The 23606-nt window shown below is 60.5% G+C and carries 23 protein-coding genes; 14 read left to right on the forward strand and 9 right to left on the reverse strand.

Going from position 1 to position 23606, the window contains the following annotated elements; translation table 11 throughout:
• The first annotated feature begins 1 nt into the window (after position 1).
• From BT204_RS05535 to BT204_RS05575, 9 genes are all read left to right on the forward strand, one after another.
• Entirely contained in the window at positions 2–1492 is a 1491-nt protein-coding gene (locus tag BT204_RS05535; RefSeq protein ID WP_019818294.1) for an L-piperidine-6-carboxylate dehydrogenase, read from the forward strand.
• Between the two features lie 154 nt (positions 1493–1646).
• Positions 1647–2930 (forward strand): L-pipecolate oxidase, encoded by a 1284-nt coding sequence (locus tag BT204_RS05540; protein WP_057975446.1) that lies wholly within the window; start codon positions 1647–1649, stop codon positions 2928–2930.
• A 374-nt stretch (positions 2931–3304) separates the two neighbouring features.
• Positions 3305–4441, forward strand: a complete 1137-nt coding sequence (locus BT204_RS05545; RefSeq protein WP_034125665.1) for a branched-chain amino acid ABC transporter substrate-binding protein — start codon at positions 3305–3307, stop codon at positions 4439–4441.
• A 284-nt stretch (positions 4442–4725) separates the two neighbouring features.
• A complete protein-coding gene (locus BT204_RS05550; RefSeq protein WP_034125666.1) occupies positions 4726–5640 on the forward strand; it encodes an ABC transporter permease subunit in 915 nt (304 codons plus the stop codon).
• A 2-nt stretch (positions 5641–5642) separates the two neighbouring features.
• Complete coding sequence (livM, locus tag BT204_RS05555) at positions 5643–6920, forward strand: high-affinity branched-chain amino acid ABC transporter permease LivM (protein ID WP_072445902.1); 1278 nt, start codon at positions 5643–5645, stop codon at positions 6918–6920.
• The gene (locus BT204_RS05560; protein WP_005784285.1) at positions 6917–7792 is read left to right on the forward strand and encodes an ABC transporter ATP-binding protein; all 876 of its coding nucleotides are present in this window, start codon (positions 6917–6919) and stop codon (positions 7790–7792) included. The genes livM and BT204_RS05560 overlap by 4 nt, the downstream gene beginning before the upstream one ends.
• On the forward strand, positions 7789–8505 hold the full coding sequence (locus tag BT204_RS05565) for an ABC transporter ATP-binding protein (RefSeq protein ID WP_005784287.1): 717 nt from the start codon (positions 7789–7791) through the stop codon (positions 8503–8505). Before BT204_RS05560 ends, BT204_RS05565 begins: the two co-directional genes overlap by 4 nt.
• Positions 8506–9327: 822 nt before the next feature.
• On the forward strand, positions 9328–10095 hold the full coding sequence (locus BT204_RS05570) for an SDR family oxidoreductase (RefSeq protein WP_034125868.1): 768 nt from the start codon (positions 9328–9330) through the stop codon (positions 10093–10095).
• Positions 10096–10324: 229 nt separating this feature from the next.
• Entirely contained in the window at positions 10325–11230 is a 906-nt protein-coding gene (locus tag BT204_RS05575; RefSeq protein WP_003188105.1) for a cation diffusion facilitator family transporter, read from the forward strand.
• A 109-nt stretch (positions 11231–11339) separates the two neighbouring features.
• Here the strand turns inward: BT204_RS05575 and BT204_RS05580 are convergent, their stop codons facing one another.
• The 5 genes from BT204_RS05580 to ureE form a co-directional block, all read right to left on the reverse strand.
• Entirely contained in the window at positions 11340–12449 is a 1110-nt protein-coding gene (locus BT204_RS05580) for an AGE family epimerase/isomerase (RefSeq protein ID WP_054918835.1), read from the reverse strand.
• Positions 12450–12610: 161 nt separating this feature from the next.
• Positions 12611–13183, reverse strand: coding sequence for a HupE/UreJ family protein (locus tag BT204_RS05585; RefSeq protein ID WP_034125669.1), 573 nt, complete (start codon positions 13181–13183; stop codon positions 12611–12613).
• Between the two features lie 22 nt (positions 13184–13205).
• Complete coding sequence (gene ureG, locus BT204_RS05590; protein WP_003188109.1) at positions 13206–13820, reverse strand: urease accessory protein UreG; 615 nt, start codon at positions 13818–13820, stop codon at positions 13206–13208.
• A gap of 14 nt (positions 13821–13834) precedes the next feature.
• On the reverse strand, positions 13835–14509 hold the full coding sequence (locus tag BT204_RS05595) for an urease accessory protein UreF (RefSeq protein WP_072445904.1): 675 nt from the start codon (positions 14507–14509) through the stop codon (positions 13835–13837).
• Positions 14506–15006, reverse strand: a complete 501-nt coding sequence (gene ureE / locus BT204_RS05600; RefSeq protein ID WP_054896372.1) for an urease accessory protein UreE — start codon at positions 15004–15006, stop codon at positions 14506–14508. Before ureE ends, BT204_RS05595 begins: the two co-directional genes overlap by 4 nt.
• Positions 15007–15346: 340 nt before the next feature.
• Between ureE and BT204_RS05605 the strand changes: the two genes are divergently transcribed.
• A complete protein-coding gene (locus BT204_RS05605) occupies positions 15347–15853 on the forward strand; it encodes a C40 family peptidase (protein ID WP_060764595.1) in 507 nt (168 codons plus the stop codon).
• 5 nt (positions 15854–15858) lie between these two features.
• Here BT204_RS05605 and BT204_RS05610 read toward each other — a convergent pair whose 3' ends face one another.
• Positions 15859–16491 (reverse strand): TetR family transcriptional regulator, encoded by a 633-nt coding sequence (locus BT204_RS05610; protein WP_003188114.1) that lies wholly within the window; start codon positions 16489–16491, stop codon positions 15859–15861.
• A gap of 151 nt (positions 16492–16642) precedes the next feature.
• On the reverse strand, positions 16643–16963 hold the full coding sequence (locus tag BT204_RS05615) for a hypothetical protein (protein WP_003188116.1): 321 nt from the start codon (positions 16961–16963) through the stop codon (positions 16643–16645).
• A gap of 357 nt (positions 16964–17320) precedes the next feature.
• Between BT204_RS05615 and BT204_RS05620 the strand changes: the two genes are divergently transcribed.
• Positions 17321–19387, forward strand: coding sequence for an AsmA family protein (locus BT204_RS05620; protein ID WP_072445906.1), 2067 nt, complete (start codon positions 17321–17323; stop codon positions 19385–19387).
• Positions 19388–19500: 113 nt separating this feature from the next.
• On the opposite strand, the gene BT204_RS05625 is transcribed toward BT204_RS05620, so the two are convergent.
• A complete protein-coding gene (locus tag BT204_RS05625; protein WP_034125674.1) occupies positions 19501–20031 on the reverse strand; it encodes a ferritin-like domain-containing protein in 531 nt (176 codons plus the stop codon).
• 97 nt (positions 20032–20128) lie between these two features.
• On the reverse strand, positions 20129–21019 hold the full coding sequence (locus tag BT204_RS05630; protein ID WP_072445907.1) for a DMT family transporter: 891 nt from the start codon (positions 21017–21019) through the stop codon (positions 20129–20131).
• A 98-nt stretch (positions 21020–21117) separates the two neighbouring features.
• On the opposite strand from BT204_RS05630, the gene BT204_RS05635 reads away from it, so the two are divergent.
• From BT204_RS05635 to BT204_RS05645, 3 genes are all read left to right on the forward strand, one after another.
• On the forward strand, positions 21118–21906 hold the full coding sequence (locus tag BT204_RS05635) for an AraC family transcriptional regulator (protein ID WP_072445909.1): 789 nt from the start codon (positions 21118–21120) through the stop codon (positions 21904–21906).
• 71 nt (positions 21907–21977) lie between these two features.
• Positions 21978–22277, forward strand: a complete 300-nt coding sequence (locus tag BT204_RS05640; protein ID WP_072445911.1) for a PsiF family protein — start codon at positions 21978–21980, stop codon at positions 22275–22277.
• Positions 22278–22519: 242 nt separating this feature from the next.
• The gene (locus BT204_RS05645) at positions 22520–23533 is read left to right on the forward strand and encodes an AI-2E family transporter (RefSeq protein WP_003188124.1); all 1014 of its coding nucleotides are present in this window, start codon (positions 22520–22522) and stop codon (positions 23531–23533) included.
• Positions 23534–23606 lie beyond the last annotated feature (73 nt).

Consider the following 23606-nt stretch of genomic DNA (forward strand, 5'->3'; position numbering starts at 1 on the left):
CATGGTTGCCGCATTGCTTGATCGTCTCGGGGTAAACCCGGCGCTGTACCAGGCTGGGAAACAACCCGTGCATTCACCGATCGATGGCAGCCGTATCGGCAGTGTCCATTGGGAAGGCGCCGCCGAGGTGGAGCAACAGGTCAGTCGCGCCGAGCATGCATTCGAAGCCTGGCGCAAGGTGCCGGCGCCGCGACGTGGCGAGCTGGTGCGCCAGTTCGGCGACGTATTGCGCGAGTACAAGGCCGACCTGGGCGAACTCGTTTCCTGGGAGGCCGGCAAGATCACCCAGGAAGGTTTGGGTGAAGTGCAGGAAATGATCGACATCTGCGACTTCGCCGTCGGCCTGTCGCGCCAGTTGTACGGCTTGACCATCGCCTCCGAGCGCCCCGGCCACCATATGCGTGAAACCTGGCACCCGCTGGGCGTGGTCGGCGTGATCAGCGCCTTCAACTTCCCCGTGGCCGTGTGGGCGTGGAACACCGCGCTGGCCTTGGTGTGCGGCAACGCGGTGATCTGGAAACCGTCGGAAAAGACCCCGCTCACTGCACTGGCCTGCCAGGCCTTGTTCGAGCGCGTACTGAAAAAATTCGACGGTGCCCCCGAGTACCTCAGCCAAGTGATCATCGGCGGCCGCGACGCCGGCGCTGCGCTGGTGGATGACCCGCGCGTTGCCCTGATCAGCGCCACCGGCAGCACGCGTATGGGCCGTGAAGTGGCACCCAAAGTCGCCGCGCGTTTCGCCCGCAGCATCCTTGAGCTGGGCGGCAACAACGCGATGATCCTCGGCCCAAGCGCCGACCTGGACATGGCCGTGCGCGCTATCCTGTTCAGCGCAGTGGGCACAGCCGGCCAACGCTGCACCACCCTGCGCCGGCTGATCGCCCATGAGTCGGTCAAGGAAGAAATCGTCACCCGCCTCAAGGCCGCCTATTCCAAAGTGCGCATCGGCCACCCACTGGAAGGCAATCTGATCGGCCCGCTGATCGACAAGCACAGTTTCGACAACATGCAGGACGCCCTTGAGCAAGCCTTGAGCGAAGGCGGCAAGGTGTTCGGCGGCAAGCGCCAACTGCAAGACAAATTCCCCAACGCCTACTACGTATCGCCGGCCATCGTGGAAATGCCCGAGCAAAGCGACGTAGTGTGCAGCGAAACCTTCGCGCCGATTCTTTACGTGGTCGGCTACACCGACTTCGCCGAAGCCCTGCGCCTGAACAACGCCGTGCCACAAGGCTTGTCATCCTGCATCTTCACCACTGACGTGCGTGAAGCCGAGCAGTTCATGTCGGCGGTGGGCAGCGACTGTGGCATTGCCAACGTCAACATCGGCCCGAGCGGCGCGGAGATCGGTGGCGCGTTCGGGGGTGAAAAAGAAACCGGCGGCGGGCGTGAATCGGGCTCGGATGCGTGGCGCGGGTATATGCGCAGGCAGACCAATACCGTGAACTACTCGCTGGAGCTGCCGTTGGCACAAGGCATCACGTTCGACTGATCTGGCACGGTCGATGTGATCGTTCCCACGCTCTGCGTGGGAACGCATTCTGTGACGCTCCGCGTCACGACAATGCGGACGCGGAGCGTCCAAGGCTACATTCCCACGCAGAGCGTGGGAACGAGCGGTGGTGAATTCATCCCGGAGTCTGGCAATGGCACTGCGCGAAACATGTTTATGGGAACACCTCACTCCAGGCCGCCCCGACCGAGCCGCGCTCAAGGGCGCGGTCAAGGTGGATGTGTGCGTGATCGGCGCTGGCATCACCGGTTTGTCGGCGGCCATTCATTTGCTGGAACAGGGTAAAAGCGTCGCCGTACTCGAGGCCCATCGCACCGGCCACGGTGGTTCGGGGCGCAACGTCGGGCTGGTTAACGCCGGCCTGTGGATTCCACCGGACGAGATCGAGGCCGGTTTCGGCACGGCGGTGGGCAGCCAGCTCAACCGCATGTTGGGTGCGGCGCCGTCCCTGGTGTTCAGCCTGATCGACAAGTACAACATCGACTGCCAATTGCGCCGTGAAGGCACCTTGCACATGGCGCACAACGCCCGTGGCGAGGCGGATTTGCGCAGCCGTGAGGAGCAGTGGAAACGCCGTGGCGCACCGGTTGAGTTACTCACCGGCCAGGCCTGCGAGCAGGCCACCGGTACCCGGAAAATCGCCGCCGCGTTGCTGGATCGGCGCGCCGGCACCTTGAACCCCATGGCCTACACCACTGGGTTGGCGAATGCCGCCGCAGCGTTGGGCGGGCAGTTGTTCGATCATTCCCCGGTCACCCAGCTTGAACGCCAAGGCGCCGATTGGTCGGTGCAGACCGCCGAGGGCGCGGTGCAGGCCGCGCAGGTGGTGATCGCCTCCAACGCCTACACCGAAGGCGAATGGACCGAACTGCGGCGTAACTTCTTCCCCGGCTATTACTATCAGGTGGCCTCGGCGCCGCTGACCGATGACGCGGCCAAGCAGATCCTCCCCGGCGGCCAGGGTTCGTGGGACACGCGCCAGGTCCTGAGCAGCATTCGCCGCGATGCCGATGGCCGCCTGTTGCTGGGCAGCCTGGGTAACGGCAACCAGAAACCGGCGTGGTTCCTCAAGGCGTGGGCCGATCGGGTGCAGCAACACTACTTCCCGTACCTCAAACCGGTGCAGTGGGAATACACCTGGACCGGCTGCATCGCATTCACTCCCGACCACTTGATGCGCCTGTTCGAACCGGCCCCCGGCCTGGTGGCGGTTACCGGTTATAACGGACGCGGGGTGACCACCGGCAGCGTGGTGGGCAAGGCGTTTGCCGACTACCTGTGTCACCAGGACACCCAAGCCTTGCCGATCCCTTTTACGCCCATGCAACCCTTGGCCGCGGTGGGCTTGCGCAGCTGCCTGTATGAAGCCGGCTTCTCGCTCTATCACGCCGGGCAATGCCTGAGGATCGTGATCTGATCAGCGAAATACCCCTCAAAAGCCTGCGTTTTCTTAGCAGGCTACCCATCTGTATTGGTGCAAGTCGTAGCAATCACGCACTGTAAATGTGCAGTTCCGTTACGCACATTGTTACAGCTGCAGGAACTGTCGTTTATGCCTGTGGTTGCAGGTGCGACCTGCCAGGGTTGTACTTTTTTGAAGTGTTGGTTGCACCTATAGACGCTAGACGGTTGCACGTCCTGGCAAAAGGCGTCGAAACGCCTGTAATAACAATGACACCGTGTCTTTTTGAAGAATAAAAAAGTAATGGCACGCGGCTTGCTCTGAGCTTTCGGTGAAAGGTTTGAATGCAAGTTGTCGTGCCAAAAATCAAAAATATCGGAGCACCACTCATGTCCCAGACGTTTTACAAGAAAGGTTTTCTGGCCCTCGCCGTTGCTGCGGCGCTGGGTGTTTCTACGTTTGTTCAAGCTGATGTGAAAATTGGTGTGGCGGGCCCGATGACGGGTGCCAACGCCGCTTTCGGTGAGCAGTACATGAAGGGTGCCCAGGCGGCAGCCGACGTTATCAACAAGGCCGGCGGCATCAACGGTGAGCAGATCAAGCTGGTGGCGGGCGATGACGCCTGCGAGCCCAAGCAGGCCGTGGCCGTGGCCAACCGCCTGGCCGACCAGGACAAAGTGATCGGTGTGGTCGGGCACTTCTGCTCATCCAATACCATCCCGGCGTCTGAGGTTTACGACGAAGCAGGCATCATCGCCATCACCCCAGGCTCCACCAACCCACAAGTGACCGAACGCGGCCTGGGCGCCATGTTCCGTATGTGCGGGCGTGACGACCAGCAAGGCATCGTCGCCGGCGACTACATCGTCGACGTGCTCAAGGGCAAGAAAGTCGCGGTGATCAACGACAAGGACACCTACGGCAAAGGCCTGGCCGACGCCACCGCCGCCCAGTTGACCAAGCGCGGCGTCAAGCCGGTGCTGGAAGAGGGCCTGACCCGTGGCGAGAAAGACTTCAGCGCCCTGGTCACCAAGATCCGCTCCCTGGGCGCCGACGTCGTGTACTTCGGCGGCCTGCATCCGGAAGCCGGCCCACTGGTGCGCCAGATCCGTGAAGCGGGCTTGAAAGACGTCAAGTTCATGTCCGATGACGGCGTGGTCACCGACGAGTTGGTGTCCACCGCAGGTGGTGCGCAGTACGTCGATGGCGTGTACATGACCTTCGGCGCCGACCCGCGCCTGCTGCCGGACAGCAAGACGGTCGTGGAAGAGTTCCGCAAGAACGGCACCGAGCCTGAAGGCTACACCCTGTACGCCTACGCTTCGATCCAGGCCTTGGCCGCCGGCTTCAACGGTGCCAAGTCCAACAAGGGCGAAGACGCTGCCAAGTGGCTCAAGGCCAACCCGGTTAAAACCGTCATGGGCGAAAAAGCCTGGGATACCAAGGGCGACCTGAAAGTCTCTGACTACGTGGTTTACCAGTGGGACAAAGACGGCAAATACCATCAGCTGGAAAAGCAGAAGTAAGTACAAGCACCACGGGCCTAAGGTTAGGGGGGCTTGCTGTGGCGAGGGAGCTTGCTCCCGCTGGAGTGCGTAGCACTCCCAACCGCTTACCGAAATACATCTGATGTATCTCGATTGCCCAGTTTGGGGCTGCTTCGCAGCCCAGCGGGAGCAAGCTCCCTCGCCACATAAGCCAGCTCCCACAGAGGGCGTGGTTGCCTGCTCCATTGCAACAAACCTGTCTTTTCCTCCAGAAGCGCCGCACACCCACCGGTGTGCAGGTGCTCACCGCGTGAGATTGCGTTATGGATGGTATTTTCCTGCAGCAACTGGTCAACGGCCTGACCCTCGGGTCGGTCTATGGCCTGATCGCCATCGGCTACACAATGGTCTATGGCATCATTGGCATGATCAACTTCGCCCACGGCGAGGTTTATATGATTTCCGCTTACCTCGCGGCGATCAGTCTGGCACTGCTGGCTTACTTCGGCATCGAATCCTTCCCGCTGCTCATTCTCGGTACCTTGATCTTCACCGTGGTCGTCACCGGAGTGTACGGTTGGGTGATTGAGCGTGTCGCCTACAAACCCCTGCGTAACTCCACCCGCCTGGCACCGCTGATCAGCGCCATCGGTATCTCCCTGATCCTGCAGAACTACGCGCAGATCGCCCAGGGCGCCAAGCAACAAGGCATTCCCACCCTGCTGGCCGGCGCCTGGCGCGTCGATATCGGCACCGGGTTCGTGCAACTGACCTACACCAAAGTGTTCATCCTGGTCGCCGCTTTTGCCGGCATGGCCTTGCTCACCTACATCATCAAATACACCAAGCTCGGCCGCATGTGCCGCGCTACCCAGCAAGACCGCAAGATGGCCTCGATCCTGGGCATCAACACCGACCGCGTGATCTCCTACGTGTTTGTCATCGGTGCCGCCATGGCCGCCCTGGCCGGCGTGCTCATCACCCTCAACTACGGCACCTTCGACTTCTATGCCGGCTTCATCATCGGCATCAAGGCGTTTACCGCGGCGGTACTCGGCGGCATCGGCTCCCTGCCTGGGGCGATGCTGGGCGGGATCATCCTCGGTATCTCCGAGTCGCTGTTCGCGGGGTTGATCAACTCTGACTACAAAGACGTGTTCAGTTTCTCCCTGCTGGTGGTGATTCTGATTTTCCGTCCCCAGGGCCTGCTTGGTCGCCCACTCGTGGCGAAGGTGTAAACATGTCTGCTGCCAAATCCATTGATATCAAGAAAAGTGTGGTCGATACGGTACTCGCGGGGCTGATTTCGCTGATCGTGTTCGGCCCGATTGTCGGCGTTGTGCTCGACGGCTACAGCTTCAACCTGGAACCTGCGCGGGTTGCCGTGCTGGTCGCCATCGTGATGGCCGGGCGCTTTGCCCTCAGCCTGTTCCTGCAAACACCCAAGGGCGTGAAGATCCTGCAGGGGTTCGAGAGCAGCGGCTCCGGCGTGCACGTGCTGCCACCGGACTACAAGTCGCGGCTGCGCTGGATCATCCCGGCGCTGATCGTGATCGCCATCGTGTTTCCGATCTTCGCCAACAAATACCTGCTCACCGTGGTGATCCTGGGGCTGATCTACGTGTTGCTCGGCCTGGGCCTGAACATCGTGGTGGGCCTGGCGGGCCTGCTCGACCTGGGTTATGTGGCCTTCTACGCCATCGGTGCCTACGGCCTGGCGCTGGGTTATCAATACCTGGGCCTGGGCTTCTGGACGGTGCTGCCACTGGCGGCCATCGCGGCGGCGTTGGCGGGTTGCATACTCGGCTTCCCGGTGCTGCGAATGCACGGTGACTACCTGGCCATCGTGACCCTGGGTTTTGGTGAAATCATTCGCCTGGTGCTCAACAACTGGCTGTCGTTCACCGGTGGCCCCAACGGTATGCCCGTGCCGTCACCGACCTTTCTGGGCCTGGAGTTCGGCAAGCGTGCGAAGGATGGCGGCATTCCGTTTCACGAGTTTTTCGGCATCGATTACAACCCCAACATCAAGTTCATGTTCATCTACATCGTGCTGTTTCTGATGGTGCTGGCCGTGCTGTACATCAAGCATCGCCTGACGCGCATGCCGGTCGGCCGCGCCTGGGAAGCCCTGCGCGAAGATGAAATCGCCTGCCGTTCCATGGGCCTGAACCATGTGCTGGTCAAACTCTCAGCCTTCACCATCGGCGCGTCCACCGCCGGTTTGGCCGGGGTGTTCTTTGCCAGCTACCAGGGCTTCGTCAACCCGTCGTCGTTTACCTTCTTCGAGTCGGCGTTGATCCTCGCCATTGTGGTGTTGGGCGGCATGGGCTCGACGGTTGGCGTGGTGATCGCAGCGTTCGTGTTGACCGTGGCGCCGGAACTGCTGCGTAGTTTTTCCGAGTACCGCGTGCTGCTGTTTGGGGTGTTGATGGTGGTGATGATGATCTGGCGACCGCGTGGCTTGATTCGGATTAGCCGTACCGGTGTGACGCCACGCAAAGGGGTAGCGCCATGAGCAAGGAAGTCGTGCTGTCTGTCGAACACCTGATGATGCACTTCGGTGGTATCAAAGCCTTGAGCGATGTAAGCCTCAAGGTTGAACGCAACTCGATCTTCGCCCTGATCGGCCCCAACGGCGCCGGCAAGACCACGGTGTTCAACTGCCTCACCGGCTTCTACAAAGCCAGTGGCGGCAAGATCGAGCTCAACGTGCGCGGCAAGCAAACCAACGTGATCCAACTGCTCGGCGAGCGCTTTGAGGCCACCGACTTCGTGTCGCCCAAAAGCTTCCTCAGCCGCGTTTACTACAAGATGTTCGGCGGCACCCACCTGGTGAACCGTGCCGGCCTGGCGCGCACCTTCCAGAACATTCGCCTGTTCAAGGAAATGTCGGTGCTGGAAAACCTGCTGGTGGCCCAGCACATGTGGGTCAACCGCAACATGCTTGCCGGCATCCTCAACACCAAGGGCTACCGCAAGGCCGAAAGCGATGCGCTGGACTGCGCGTTCTACTGGCTGGAAGTGGTCGACCTGGTGGACTGCGCCAACCGTCTGGCCGGCGAGCTCTCCTACGGCCAGCAGCGCCGCCTGGAGATCGCCCGCGCCATGTGCACGCGGCCGCAGATCATCTGCCTGGACGAACCGGCAGCGGGCCTCAACCCGCAGGAAACCGAAGCCCTCAGCGCGATGATTCGCCTGCTGCGCGACGAACACGACCTTACGGTGGTGCTGATCGAACACGACATGGGCATGGTGATGAGTATTTCCGACCACATTGTGGTGCTGGACCACGGCAACGTGATCGCCGAAGGCGGCCCGGATGCGATCCGCAACGACCCGAAAGTGATCGCCGCCTACCTGGGCGCGGACGAAGAGGAGCTGGTATGAGCGCACCTATCCTCGAAATGAAGGACCTGGACGTGTTCTACGGCCCGATCCAGGCCCTGAAAAAAGTCTCGCTGCACATCAACGAAGGCGAAACCGTCAGCCTGATCGGCTCCAATGGCGCGGGTAAGTCCACGTTGCTGATGTCGATCTTCGGTCAGCCTCGGGCCGAGTCGGGGCAGATCCTCTACAACGGCGTCGACATTACTCACAAGTCGTCCCACTACATCGCTTCCAACGGCATTGCGCAGTCGCCGGAAGGGCGGCGGGTGTTCCCCGACATGACCGTCGAGGAAAACCTGCTGATGGGCACCATCCCCATTGGCGACAAGTTCGCCAGCGAGGACATGCAACGCATGTTCGAGCTGTTCCCCAGGCTCAAGGAGCGACGCAACCAGCGGGCGATGACCATGTCCGGTGGTGAGCAACAAATGCTCGCCATCGCCCGTGCGCTGATGAGTCGGCCCAAGCTGTTGTTGCTCGATGAGCCAAGCCTGGGGTTGGCTCCGATTGTGGTGAAGCAGATCTTTTCCACCCTGCGCGAGCTGGCGTCCACCGGGATGACCATTTTCCTGGTGGAACAGAACGCCAACCATGCGTTGCGCCTGTCGGACCGGGCGTATGTGATGGTCAATGGTGAGATTCGCCTGACAGGCACCGGCAAGGAGTTGCTGGTGAACGAGGAAGTGCGCAACGCCTACCTGGGCGGTCACTGACCCAAGATCCAGGCGCATCAACCCTGTGGGAACCGGGCCTTATGTGGGAGCCGGGCTTGCCCGCGATAGCATCACCTCGGTTTAGCTGACATACCGAGGTGGCCGCATCGCAGGCAAGCCAGCGCCCACCCAAAGCCGGTTCCCACATTTGTTTTTGCGGTGTCAACAAGCCCTCCACCAAATTGTGGAAAACAAATCCAGCCCACCTCAAAAGCGCGACATATAGCCGCCGCAAATCCCTGTTTTGTCACAGTTTTGACTTGTCCCCATCCACTGTGGAACCGGCTGTGGGTAACGTGGGAGTAGCTGGCTGAAAGCCTTTAACCACGTGGCTTGTAGCGTGTTGGTTGTTTTTCGATCAGGGTATTTTTCGCGACCGTCTCAAGGGTTTGTCAACCTGTTTAAAGACACAGGTATATGAACGAAATAAGTCCTTCCAGCCTGTGGATAAGTCTGTGACTAAACTCTGGAAAGACTTGCGCAGGGGCCGGAATGACTGGCCTGGAGCCATCGTTGTGTTTTTCTGCATTTGTCAGCGGCTACATAGGCGCTCGCCCAGGTCAAGCAAAAAACTTTATAAAACCGCCTGCAACCCTTGTACACAGCGGCTTTGAGCCGTTTGCACTTGCCCCCAAAGACTGTGGGCGCAGTTGTGGATAACCTGCGCGCATATGGCTGCAAGCTACGGTTTATAAGGCTTTGCGAAGATTGGTTAAAAAATGATCAGCCAAGCATGCGTGTGTGTGCACAGCGGTTGCCGCAAACGCGGCGTAAGGGCATTCTGCTGGCTGTTTTTTTCCCGATGCCCGCAAGGAGAACCCCATGTCTGACACGCTGTTTATCACTGGCGCTACTTCAGGTTTCGGCGAAGCCTGTGCCCGTCGCTTTGCCGAGGCCGGCTGGAAACTGGTGCTCACCGGTCGTCGTGCCGAGCGCTTGAACGCCTTGGTCGAAGAGCTTTCCAAGCAGACCGAAGTGCATGGCCTGGTGGTGGATGTGCGCGACCGTAAGGGCATGGAGGAGGCCATCGCCAACCTGCCGGCGTCGTTCGCCACGCTGCGCGGCCTGATCAACAACGCCGGCCTGGCCGTGGGCACCGACCCTGCGCCCAAGTGCGACCTCGACGATTGGGAAACCATGGTCGATACCAACATCAAGGGCCTGCTGACCACCACTAACCTGCTGTTGCCGCGCCTGATTGCCCATGGCCGCGGTGCCGGGATCATCAACCTGGGTTCCATCGCCGGTAACTACCCGTACCCGGGCAGCCATGTGTATGGCGGTTCCAAGGCGTTCGTGAAGCAGTTCTCGTTGAACCTGCGCTGCGACTTGCAAGGCACCGGCGTGCGCGTGACCAATATCGAGCCGGGCTTGTGTGAAAGCGAGTTCTCCCTGGTGCGCTTCGGCGGTGACCAGGCGCGTTATGACGCCACCTACGCAGGTGCGGAGCCGATCCAGCCGCAGGACATTGCCGATACGATTTTCTGGGTGATGAACACTCCGGCGCACGTGAACATCAACCGCCTGGAGTTGATGCCGGTGAGCCAGACTTGGGCGGGGTTTGCGATTGAGCGTGGGGCCAAGGGCTAAGCGCCTGCGCGACACACGCTGATCGTTCCCACGCTCCGCGTGGTAATGCCGCCGGGGGCGCTCTGCGCCCCGCTTTCTGCTGGTGACGCAGAGCGTCACGCGATGCATTCCCACGCGGAGCGTGGGAACGATCAGTGGCGGCAAATCGGTCAAAATGCGGCATAAGGTACACTGCCCGCCTGAAAACCCCACCGCACCCAGCGGTTTAAAGGTTTTGACAGGAGGCAATGTGAGTAACCGAGGTGAGCAGGCACTGCTCAAACAATCGACTATCCTGATGTTCGCAGTCGCGATCGCAGGGATTGTCACGGGTGTGATATCCGGCGCCCAATCCATTCTGTTCGACGGCTTTTTCTCGCTGATCGCCACCGCCATCAAGGTGCTGATGCTGATCACGGCCAAGCTGATCGCCAAGAAAAGCAACGAGCGTTTCCAATTCGGCTATTGGCACCTGGAGCCGATGGTGCTGCTGATAGAAGGCAGTTTCCTGCTGCTGATCGCCATCTACGCGTTCCTCAATGGCGTGTTCGGCATTATCAATGGCGGGCGCGAAATCGAGTTGGGGCTGGTGATCATTTATGCGGCGGTATTTACGGTCGTGGAGTTCGCGTACTTCTTTTATGTGCGCTACCGCAATCGCACACTCAAATCGTCATTGATCCAGTTCGACAACATCAGCTGGCTGGTGGACGCGATGCTGTCGGTGGGCTTGCTGATCAGCTTCCTGGCGGCGCTGTTGCTCAAGTCCCAGGGCTATGGCGAGTGGGCGGTCTACGTGGACCCGTTGATCCTGATCCTGCTGGCCCTGAGCATGCTGGCGCCGGCGTTCAAGATCCTGCGCCCGGCGCTGCGCGAAGTGTTGGGGATCGCGCCGGATCACTTGGACGACAAGGTCCGCGAGGTGATGGACGCGGCGCAGGCCAAGCATGGTTTCGACGACTACGTGTCCTATGTGCAGAAGCACGGGCGGGCGCGGTTTATCGAGATTCATGTGGTGCTGCCAGCGGATTACCCGGTGGATAACGTCGCCACCCTCGATGGGCTGCGTGAAGAGATATCCACAGGGCTGGGGGCGGCGGATGCGGCGCGGTGGTTGACGATCAGTTTTACGGGCGACCGCAAGTGGATTGCCTAAAGTCTGTTAGAGCGAGGTGAGGCTATCGCAGGCAAGCCAGCTCCCACATTTAAATGTGCGAACACAATCAACTGCGGGAGCTGGCTTGCCTGCGATGGAGCCCTGCAGGTCAGCCCAGATGCTGGACCAAACCCTGATAGCAAGTCGCCAAATGATAGGGCGTAGTCGACGGCATATCCCGTCGGCTCACCTTACCCTCGGCATCCAGGCATTCATGCCAACCCTTGGCATGCAAAAAGCGCTGTTGCAGCGCCTGCAACTGACGCTGCAGCATCGCCTCGCTGCCTGGCCGCAAAGTCAGTGCCCGCAGGTACTCCGCCTGAGCCCAGATCCGTTGGGTACCGTCGCGCACCGTGCCATCCAGCGCCAGCATGCCGCTGACCGCACCGCTTAACTTATCCACACCCTTTTGCTCGGCATAGGCAAATGCCCGTGTCAGCGACTCATGCAGTGCAGTGCCGCGCAGCACAGCTGAAGATTCCAGCAAAAAGAACCATTCGAACTGGTGCCCCGGCTCAAACCAGTTATCCACAGCGCCCAAAGGTTTCTCCATCATCACGCCGTGCTCGCGGTCGATGAAGCGTTGCTGCATGGCCGTCGCCAGTGCCAGCAGGGCCGCTTGTACCTGGGCGTCCTCACGCACCGCGAGGGTGGCGAGGAAGCCTTCAGCCAGGTGCATCAACGGGTTTTGCAACGGGCCGGAGTCGAGCGAGGCCCAGTTGCGCTCCAGTACGGCCTCGTACAAGCCGTCACCGGTGGCAAAGCGTTGGGCGACGACTTCCAGGGCAGCGTTGAGTACCGACTCGACCAACGGCTCACGCACCTTGGCCCAGTAATGGGCGCAGGCAAAGATAATGAAGGCGTGGGTGTAGAGGTCTTTGCGCTCGTCCAGCGGCTGGCCGGCGGGGTCGATGCTGTAGAACCAGCCACCGTGTTCGGCATCATGAAAGTGCCGTTGCAGGGAGCGAAACAGCGCAGCCGCACGTTCTTCGGCGAAAGCCGCGCCGGGTTCGCCGATCAGGCTGGCGAACAGGTACAACTGCCGGGCGCAAGCCATGGCGCGATAGCGCTGGGGGGGCAGTGGCTGGTGATCGGCATCCAGTGCCTCAAAGGGCAGTGCCAGGTCGGCATTCCAGCCCGGGCCTTGCCAGAGAGGCACGATCAGGTCATGGAAGTGCGTGAGCACAGGCGTCAGGGAAGAGGGGGAAGCGATGGGCATTGGCTGGCGTCGTCACGGCAGGGGTGTAGGCGCGCATGGTAGCAGGCTGATCGTTCCCACGCTCTGCGTGGGAATGCATTTTATGACGCTCTGCGTCATGCTTTGGGACGCAGAGCGTCCTAGGCTGCATTCCCACGCGGAGCGTGGGAACGATCTTTTCCTCAGCCCGCCAGCAACCACACCCCAGTCGCCGCCGAAGCAGCCCCGGCCACTCGCACCAAGGGTGCCGCAGCTGCCGGCAAAAAGCGCACCACTGCATAACCCGCAGCGTGCAACACGGCTGTTGCCCCCACGAACCCAGCCGCATACGCCCAAGGGCTGGTCATATCCGGCAGTTCCAGGCCATGGGCCACGCCATGAAACAGCGCAAACAACGCCGTGGCGCCCACGGCCACGAACAGCGGCGGCCGGACCGCCAACGCTACCGCCAGGCCCAAGGCCAGCACCGATGCAGCAATCCCGCTTTCCAGCGCCGGCAATTGCAGCCCTTCGAAACCCAACACCCCGCCGATCAGCATGGTACCGACAAAGGTGCACGGCAGCGCCCAGCGCGCGGCGCCTTTTTGCTGGGCCGCCCAGAGGCCCACCGCAAGCATGGCCAGCAAGTGATCGAGGCCGCCCAAGGGGTGGCTGATACCGGCCACCAGGCCATTGTCGCCATGGCCCGGATGGGCGAAGGCCAAGGCAGGGGCGAGCAGCAGCGCGGCGGCGGCGAAAAGTCTGTTGAGTCTCATGGACAGGTTCCTTATGGGTTGATCAGGCGGCGGTCAGCAGGCCCTGGCGTTCGATGAAGGCGACGATGTCGTCCAGGCCGACCCCGGTCTTCTGGTTGCTGAACACAAAGGGTTTGCCGTTGCGCATGCGCTGGGTGTCGCTGTTCATCAGTTCCAGCGAGGCACCCACCAGCGGGGCCAGGTCAATCTTGTTGATCACCAGCAGGTCGGATTTGCAAATACCGGGCCCGCCCTTGCGCGGCAGTTTGTCGCCCGCAGAGACATCAATCACATAGATGGTCAGGTCCGACAGTTCCGGGCTGAAGGTGGCCGACAGGTTGTCGCCGCCGGACTCCACCAGAATCAGGTCCAGGCCGGGAAAACGGCGGTTGAGTTGGTCTACGGCCTCCAGGTTGATCGAGGCATCTTCGCGAATCGCCGTGTGTGGGCAGCCACCGGTTTCCACGCCGATAATGCGCTCCGGCGCCAGGGCCTGGTTACGCACCAGGAAGTCGGCGTCTTCACGGGTGTAGATGTCGTTGGTGACCACCGCCAGGTTGTAGCGATCGCGCAGCGCCAGGCACAGGGCCAGGGTCAGGGCGGTCTTGCCCGAGCCTACCGGGCCTCCGATACCGACGCGCAGGGGTTGTGTGTTCATGTGCTTCTCCAGAATCAGGAACGGAACAGGCGGCTGTACTGGCGCTCGTGGGCCATGCACGCCAGGGACAGGCCAAAAGCGGCGCTGCCCAAATGGTTAGGGTTAATGCGTTCGGCATCCTGCTGTGCTTGTTGCAGCAGCGGCAGCAGTTCGCTGGTCAACCGCTGGGCCGCTTGCTGGCCCAATGGCAGGGTTTTCATCAGTACCGCCAGTTGGTTTTCCAGCCAGCTCCATAGCCAGGCGGCAAGAGCATCGCCGGGGTTAATGTGCCAGGCGCGCGCGCCCAAGGCCCAGCCCAGGGCCAGATGCGGTTCGTCGCGTTGTGCAAGAAAATCACGGGCGCTGTCGTCCAGTTCCGGCAAGCCGTTGAGCAGTTGTTGCAGTGAATAGCCCATCTGACGACTCTCCTGATACAGCTCCCGGGTCTCACGGCTGGCGCGATGCTCGTCGCACCACTGCGCCAATTGGGCCCAGTCCTGTTCGACGGCTGCGCGGCAGTGGGCGAGCAGCAGCGGGGCTTCGAAACGCGCCAGGTTGAGCTGCAACTGGTCACTGATCCAGCGCCGGGCGCTCGCGGCATCCTGCACGCGGCCGTTGTCCACCGCCATTTCCAGGCCTTGGGAATAGCTGTAGCCGCCAATCGGCAGTTGCGGACTGGCCAGGCGCAGCAGCGCCCAGGCTGGGTTCATAGACGCACGCCGAACTGATGCAGCTTGGGCGCGTAGTTGAAGTCTTCATCACCATGCCGTGAATGATGATGGCCGCCGCCATAGGCGCCGTGCTCGGGTTGAAACGGCGCCTCGAGGGTCTGCGCATCGGCACCCAGTTGCTCGAGCATGGCCTTGAGCACGTAGTCATCGAGCAGGCGCAGCCAGCCGTCACCGACTTGCAGGGCCACATGGCGGTTGCCCAGGTGATAGGCGGCACGGGTGAGCTCGAAGGCGTTGCGGCAGGTGACGTGCAGCAGTTGTTCAGGGCGGGCGCATACCCGTACGACGCGTCCGTCTTCTGCCTGCAGGAATTCACCATCGTGCAAGGGCGGCTGGCCCCGCTCCAAAAACAGGCCGACGTCTTCACCGTCGGCACTGAAACAGCGCAGGCGGCTTTTGCTGCGGGCTTCGAAGTTGAGCAGCAACTCGGCGGCCCAGAGGGCTTGGGGGGCGATTCTGCGGTGTATCACCAGCATCAGAGAGCTTCCAACTGTGAGCGATGAAAGACCTAGAGCAAGGGGCTTGCCAATCACGGAATCGAGTAGGAATTCCCTGTAGTCAGGCAGGCATGCTGCTCAATAGGGCGTCGGATGATTTCCGCGCGTGTATCAATTTGGTGCGTGCCGAGGTTTATAGCACCGGGGAAGGGCATTCTGCGTTGATGGCGCCGCTCAGTTTGATGAAGTTTCTTTCATCTTTTTCTTTGTAGGTGTTTTTTAGGATTTTTCCTACGGGTCATCAGGATTTGGAGCTCATGAGATTACCTGCGGGTTCTTTAGGCTATGCGGCCTGTTTAATTCCACCGCGACGTTCATCATGCTTCGATCAATTTTTTGTGTATGCCTTGTCAGCCTGACCTGCTTTATTTCATCGGCAAAGGCCAATTTTCAACCCCGCGCCACCTTCAGCTCTTCGCTGCAAAGCATCAAGCCGGCCTCTATCGACGATGTCATTGATCGCGCCCATGAGTTGCTGGGTACGCCCTATAAGTGGGGCGGCACATCGGCAGAGCAGGGCTTCGATTGCAGTAGCTTCCTGGTGTACTTGTTCAAGACCCAAGCCAATATCCAGCTACCCCGCACCACTGCCGCCATGCACCGCTCATCGGCGGCGACAATCAAACGCAGTGCTTTAAAGCCAGGGGATGCAGTGTTTTTCAAAGGCAACGGGCGGGGCCAGGTCAGCCATGTCGGCCTTTATATCGGCCAGGGCAAATTCATCCATTCGCCGCGTACCGGCAAAACCATCCGTATCGATTCATTGAGCAATAGCTACTGGAACAAGCACTACACCACCGCCAAACGGTTCCACACGGCGGGTTGATTGACTTACTCGGTACTGCCCAGCCCTTGCCAATGTTTAAGGCCGATAAAGATAAAGCGCAGCTGCTGGGTGATTTTCGCCTGGGGCGTAAGGTGGGCCGGCAAGGCGTGGGCCGGTGGGTCGATGATATCGGGCAGGGTGGCGAACACACTCTTGACGATCAGGTCGGCCATCACGTGCAAACCTTCGGCATCCAAGTGCTGAAGTTTGGGCATCAGTGTCAGGTCGGCGGCCAGGTCGCGAGTGATGTCTTCGCGCAGGGCAGCGATGGCTTGGCGCACGGCCAGGCAGCCGCCGTACTGTTCGCGAGCCAGGAACAGGAACTGAGAGCGGTTAGCCGAAACCACATCGAGAAAGATGCGCACCGAGGCATCAATGATGCCGCCCATCACGAATTCGTTGTGGCGCACCAGGCGGATCGTGGCGCGAAAGGTCTGGCCGACCTCGCTTACCAGTACCAGCCCAAGTTGGTCCATGTCGGCAAAGTGACGATAGAAACCGGTGGGCACGATACCCGCGGTCTTGGCCACTTCGCGCAGGCTCAGGCTGCCAAACCCACGGCCACACTCCATCAGATGGCGGGCTGCGTCCATCAGGGCGAGGCGGGTCTGTTGCTTCTGTTCGGCGCGGGGCAGCATGAGCGGATGAGCTTTGTCGGCAAGTACAGCGACGCACTCTAGCAAAAGCGCTTTGCCGGCGTCGAACTTGGCAGGGGCGGGGCGTGACGCGTTCTATATAAAAGCAAAAGCCCGATCGGCAGATCGGGCTTTTTTCTGGGCCACCACAGGCTTAGCTCTGTGCTTGATGCAGTTCTTGCAGACGGTCGGCACCGCCTTCAGCAACGCCTTCGGTGTAGGCGCGTTTGTTGGCTTGTTCAGCACCGCCTTCGACCAGACCTTTCTCTTGCAGGCGGTTGTAGCCATTTTCAGCTACGGCGCCTTTGGCGTAATCACGGTTTTCGTCTTCTTGCGAACCGCTGCGAGCCACGGTTTGGCTGGTTTGCACGGCTTGAGCTTTGTTCTGCGGGGTGGCCTGTTCGGCAGCTGGCAGGGCAAAAGCGCTGGAAGCCAGGACAGATAACAGAACGGTAGCGAGTAATTGGCGTTTCATGATGGTTGCTCCTAGGGAGGGCGATAAAGTGGGTACAGGGCTAATGTTACCCTTGATAAGTCGATATAAAAGTTCATAAACACAATGGTAATAATCAACAGAATTGATTGTTCTCGCCGGAGGCTCTAGATCGAGCCTCTCAAGCCCGCGGCTTTGCACCGATGTGGGTATTTTCGACACGAACCTGGGTAACAATGGTGCGTCGTCGATGGGGGAAATTGTCTGGTTGATCAGGAAAATCGCTTTTTTCGGTTAAATCCGCGGTTGCGTTAAACCCCCAGGCACTTTGCCAGTCGTAGTCCTATAAGCTGTTTAAAAGGCTGTTGCCCAGCCAGTCGTATTCAGGAGTCCTGTGCAATGACGCGCACTCGTAAAATTCTCGCTTGGAGCTGCGCCAGCTTCGTTCTGTTGATTGCCATCGTGGTACTGGTGTTGGTGTTCTTCGACTGGAACCGCATCAAGCCGCCCCTCAATGCCAAGGTCTCCGAAGAACTGCATCGTCCGTTCGCCATCAACGGCAACCTCGCCGTGGTGTGGCAGCGTGAGCCCGATGAAGGCGGCTGGCGCGCCTGGGTGCCGTGGCCCCATGTGATTGCCGAAGACCTGACTCTGGGGAACCCCGATTGGTCGAAACAACCGCAGATGGTCACGCTCAAGAAGGTTGAGCTGCGCATTTCGCCCCTGGCCTTGCTGGTGCAGCGTGTGGTGATCCCGCGCATCGACCTCACCGAACCCAGTGCCCAGTTGCAGCGCCTGGCTGATGGCCGCGCCAACTGGACGTTCAAGTTCGACCCCAAGGACCCCAACGCCGAACCGTCCAATTGGGTGGTGGATATTGGCGCCATCGGCTTCGACAAAGGCCATGTGACCCTTGACGATCAAAGCCTCAAGACCCAGTTGGATGTGATCATCGACCCGCTGGGCAAGCCGATTCCCTTCGGTGAAATCGTCGGCGATGCCGATGCCAAAAAAACCCTGGAAAAAGGCTCGGCGCCCCAGGACTACGCGTTCGGCCTCAAGGTCAAAGGCCAGTACCACGGCCAGAAACTCGCGGGCACGGGCAAGATCGGTGGCTTGCTGGCCTTGCAGGACGCGGCCAAGCCGTTCCCGCTGCAAGCCCAAGTCAAGATCGCGGACACCAGCATCGCCCTGGCCGGCACCCTGACCGACCCGCTGAACCTCGGTGCCCTGGACCTGCGCCTGAAACTGTCGGGCAGCAGCCTGGGCAACCTGTATCCGTTGACCGGCGTGACCCTGCCGGATTCGCCGGCCTATTCCACCGACGGCCACCTGATCGCCAAACTGCATGAGGCCAGCGGCGCCTCCTTTCGCTACGAGAACTTCAACGGCAAGATCGGCAACAGCGACATCCACGGCGACCTGGCCTATGTTGCCAGCCAGCCACGGCCCAAGCTCAGCGGCGCGCTGGTGTCCAACCAACTGCTGATGGATGACCTGGCGCCGCTGATTGGCGCAGATTCCAATGCCGAGCAAAAAGCCCGTGGCGGTGAAAGCAAGCAACCGGCGACCAAAGTGCTGCCGGTTGAAGAGTTCCGCACCGAACGCTGGCGCGAGATGGATGCCGATGTGGAGTTCACCGGCAAGCGTATCGTGCACAGTGCCGACTTGCCCTTTACCGACCTCTACACCCACCTGGTGCTCAACGACGGCCAACTGAGCCTTGAACCCCTGCGCTTTGGCGTGGCCGGTGGGAAGCTCGATGCGCAGATTCGCTTGAACGGCCGCACTACGCCGATGGAGGGCCGCGCCAAGCTGACGGCGCGCAACTTCAAGCTCAAGCAGCTGTTCCCGACTTTCGAACCGATGAAAACCAGCTTCGGTGAACTCAACGGCGATGCCGATATTTCCGGGCGCGGCAACTCGGTGGCGGCACTGTTGGGCACGTCCAACGGTGACCTGAAGATGCTCATCAACGATGGCGCCATTAGCCGAAGCCTGATGGAAATCGCCGGGCTCAACGTGGGCAACTACGTGGTCGGCCGCCTGTTCGGCGACGAGGAAGTGAAGATCAACTGCGCAGCGGCGGACTTCGGCATCAAGACGGGCCTGGCGACCACGCGGCTGTTTGTGTTCGATACCGAGAACGCGATCATCTACATCGACGGCACCGCGAATATGGCCACCGAGCAGTTGGACCTGACCATCACGCCGGAATCCAAGGGCTTTCGCCTGTTCTCCCTGCGTTCACCGCTCTACGTCAATGGACCTTTCATCAAGCCCAATGCTGGCGTGAAAGCCATTCCGTTGGCGCTACGCGGTGCGGGCATGGTCGCCCTCGGCGTGATCGCCGGGCCTGCTGCTGGCTTGCTCGCCTTGGTTGCCCCAAGCGGTGGCGAGCCCAATGAGTGCGCACCGTTGCTGCAACAGATGAAGGAAGGCAAGGCGCCCAAGACCGTGAAGTAACTGTGGGAGCGGGTTTGCTCGCGATAGCGGAGTATCAGTCAAAGATTTATCAACTGATCCAACGCTATCGCGAGCAAGCCCGCTCCCACAGGGGGATGTTGCGGTGTTAGTTATTACAGATCCTGCAGAATATCCGCCATATCGTCGGCGTGTTCTTCTTCCTGAGCCAGGATGTCTTCGAAGATGCGACGGGTAGTCGGGTCTTTGTCACCGATGTACTGGATGATCTCGCGGTAGCTGTCTACCGCGATCCGCTCGGCCACCAGGTCTTCGTAGACCATTTCCTTCAAGGTGTTGCCCGCCACGTATTGCGCATGGGAGTTTTTCGACAGCAGGTCGGGGTTGAACTCCGGCTCGCCGCCCAGTTGCACGATACGCTCGGCCAGTTTGTCAGCGTGCTCGGCTTCCTGGGTCGCATGTTCCAGGAACTCATCGGCAGCCACGCTGGCCTTGAGGCCGTTGGCCATGAAGTAGTGACGCTTGTAGCGCAACACGCAGACCAGTTCGGTGGCCAGCGACTCGTTGAGCAGGCGGATGATTTCTTCGCGGTCGGCGTCATAGCCTTCGGTCACGGCGCCGTTTTCGACGTTCTGGCGGGCGCGGCTGCGCAGGGTTGCAACGTCAGTCAATCGTGCTTCAGTCATTTCAATCTCCTGGGGCTAATCCGGTTGTACGCCACGCTCTGCCGGCGTGATCGCTATTGGTTGTGAGTCCCGGGCCAGGCGAAAAGTTTTATCGGATTTAACAGGATGTGTCCTGAGGGCGTCTGACCGGTGTGGTCCAACGCTCTGACAGAATTACTCCACCCAGGGTCAGCAAGCCCCCCACCAGGTGATACAGCGCCAACTCCTCCTTCAGCACCACGGCTGCAATCAGCGCGGTAATCAACGGCAGCAGGTTGAAAAACAGTGTGGTACGGCTTGGCCCCAGGGTCTTGACCGAGTGCATCCACGCCAGCGGTGCCAGCATCGAAGCCAGCAGGCAGGCGTATAGCACCAGCGGAATATTCGCCCAGCCCAAACCGGCCTTGGCCGAGAACAGATACAGCGGCAACAGCACCACCACCGCGACCAGCACCTGCAAATACAGCAGCACCAACGGCGGCAGGCGCAGTTGCCATTTTTTCAGCAGGGTGCTGTAGACCGCATAAGCCAGGGTCGCCACCAGCATCATGCCGTCGCCCAGGTTGACCCCATGTTGCAGCAACGCGCCCAGGCTGCCGGCCGACACGACCACTACCACGCCTGCGAACGACAGCACCGCGCCGGTCAGCGCGCCAAAGGTCAGGCGTTGGCCGAGGCTGATAATCGCGGCGGTCAACGCCATCAGTGGCATCAGCGAGAGGATGATGCCCATGTTGGTGGCACTGGTCAGCGTTGCGGCGTAGTAGGCCAGGCTTTGATACACCGCCATACCGAGCACGCCGAGGATAAAGATCTTGCCCAGGTTGGGGCGGATCTGCGGCCAGTGGGCGATCACCTGCTTGAGCATGAACGGCGTGAACAGCAACGCAGCGAACAGCCAGCGGTAAAAGCCGATTTCAGCCGGGAAGATCGAGCCCACGGCCAATTTGTTGACCACGGTGTTGCCGGCCCAGATAAAGATAGCCAGCAGCGGATACGCGTATTGCATTGAAAAGAAACCCAGTGTGTTGACGAGGCAGGATTATCCTCTGTCTGGATCGAAGCCTATACTGCGATCCAGACAACTGAGCGTTGAATCCAGACAATATGTCCCGACATACCGTGCGCCTGCCCGATTTTGCCCGCCTGCCAAGCCCGGTGTACTTTCGGTATTCCGATTTTGCCCCGGACACCGAATGCACCCCGCACCAGCACACCTGGGGCTCGCTGGATTACTCGGCCAGCGGTGTGATGCGCATGGAAGTGGCGGGCAATCGCTTCATGTCGCCACCGCAATACGCGGTGTGGGTGCCGCCGCATACCGAGCACAGCTCCTACAATGCCGAGGCGATTGTCTACCACTCCGTAGGGCTGGCGCCGCAGCTGTGCGAGCAGTTGCCACAGCAGCCTTGCACGCTGGCGATCAGCGACATTCTCAAGGCGATCCTCAAGGATTTCGCCCTGCGCGATGTCAATGCACCGCGCACCGACGCCGACATCCGCCTGGCCCAGGTGCTGGTGGATCAGCTCAGGCAGGCGCCGGTCCACGACTGCTTCCTGCCCTACGCCCGCCACTCGGGATTGCTTGGGGTCTTGGAGGGCATGCAGGCAGAGCCGGGAGACAACCGCCCTCTGGCGCAATGGGCCGAGCAGGTGCATGTGAGCGAGCGCACCCTGGCGCGCCAGTTTGTGCGCGAGCTGGGCATGAGCTTTGGCGAATGGCGCCAGCGCCTGCGCTACCTGGCGGCCATCGAGGCGCTGGACAGCGACCGCAGTGTGCAACACGTGGCGTTTGATCTGGGCTACAGCACCGCCTCGGCGTTTATCGCCATGTTCCAACGCCACGCCGGCTGTACGCCGGAGCAATACCGGCGGGCGAATATTCGTGGCCGGTGAAGTTGTAACAGGTTTTGACTACACTGCGCTGTAGGCCGTGCCCGTCGGCACGGTAACAGGGAGAAAACTCCATGAAGATGCTGCGTATTCCGTTGTTGATGATGGGCCTGCTGATGTGTGCCCAGGGTTTTGCCGCCACTGCCCAGCAGAACAAAATGACCACCTGCAATGCCGAGGCCACCACCAAGACGCTCAAGGGCGATGACCGTAAGGCCTTCATGAAGACCTGCCTGTCGGCACCTGCCGCCAACGACGCCAAGACCCTGACCCCGCAGCAGCAGAAGATGAAAGACTGCAATGCGTCGGCGAAAACCAAGGCGTTGACCGGTGATGCGCGCAAGACATTCATGAGCACCTGCTTGAAGAAATAATAGCCCCGGGCCATAGAAGGCTGCGACACTCGCACACAGCCCCTTTGTAGGAGCGAGCAAGTGTGGCGAGGGAGCTTGCTCCCGCTGGAGCGCGAAGCGCTCCCAAACCGAACAGACGAGTATGCCTGGTGCACACCGGCTCAATGGTTTGGGGCTGCTTCGCAGCCCAGCGGGAGCAAGCTCCCTCGCCACAGTAAGCTCGCTCCTACAACATCCTTCAACGCCGTTTGTTTTGAGGCTGTATGCCAACGTTTTCTCAGCGTCATGTGTTGTTGCTGTCCAGCTACATCATCATTTTCGGCGGGTTGCTGCTGGTACTGCCGCTGAAATTGCTGCCCAGTCTGCTGGCCGGCCTGTTGGTCTATGAACTGGTCAACATGCTCACCCCTCAACTGCAACGCCTGATCGAAGGCCGGCGCGCGCGTTGGCTGGCGGTGGCCTTGCTGGGCACCTTGATCGTCAGCGTGTTGGCCTTGATCTTCGCTGGCGCCATCAGCTTCCTGCTCCACGAAGCGGAAAACCCGGGGGCTTCCCTGGACAAATTCATGGGCGTGGTCGACCGCGCGCGCGGTCAATTACCGCCGTCCATCGACGCCTATTTGCCCGCCAGCGCCGCGGAGTTTCGCGTGGCCATTGGCGATTGGCTAAGCAAGCACTTGAGCGAACTGCAACTGGTCGGCAAAGACGCCGCCCACATGTTCGTCACCTTGCTGATCGGCATGGTGCTGGGTGCGATCATCGCCTTGCAGCGCGTGCCCGACCTGACCAAGCGCAAACCCTTGGCCGCCGCGCTGTTCGACCGCCTGCACCTGCTGGTCCAGGCGTTTCGCAATATCGTGTTCGCCCAGATCAAGATCGCCGCGCTCAACACCGCCTTCACCGCGGTGTTCCTGGCAGTGGTGCTGCCGTTATGCGGCATTCACCTGCCGTTGACCAAGACCCTGATCGTGCTGACCTTCCTGCTCGGTCTGCTGCCAGTGATTGGCAACCTGATCTCCAACACCCTGATCACCATCGTGGCGTTGTCGCTGTCGATCTGGGTGGCGGTGGCGGCGCTGGGGTATTTGATCGTGATCCACAAGGTCGAGTACTTCCTCAACGCGCGAATCGTCGGCGGGCAGATCAGTGCCAAGTCATGGGAGTTGTTGTTGGCGATGCTGGTGTTTGAGGCAGCGTTCGGCCTGCCGGGGGTGGTGGCGGGGCCGATTTACTATGCCTATCTGAAAAGCGAGCTGAAGCTGGGTGGGATGGTTTAAGCCTTGTGTCGCCTGGGCTGACGCCATCGCGGGCAAGCCCGCTCCTACATTGAAATGCGATCACCTGTGGGAG

It is taken from the genome of Pseudomonas sp. NFPP02, assembly GCF_900119355.1.
In the GTDB taxonomy this organism is placed as follows: domain Bacteria; phylum Pseudomonadota; class Gammaproteobacteria; order Pseudomonadales; family Pseudomonadaceae; genus Aquipseudomonas; species Aquipseudomonas paracarnis.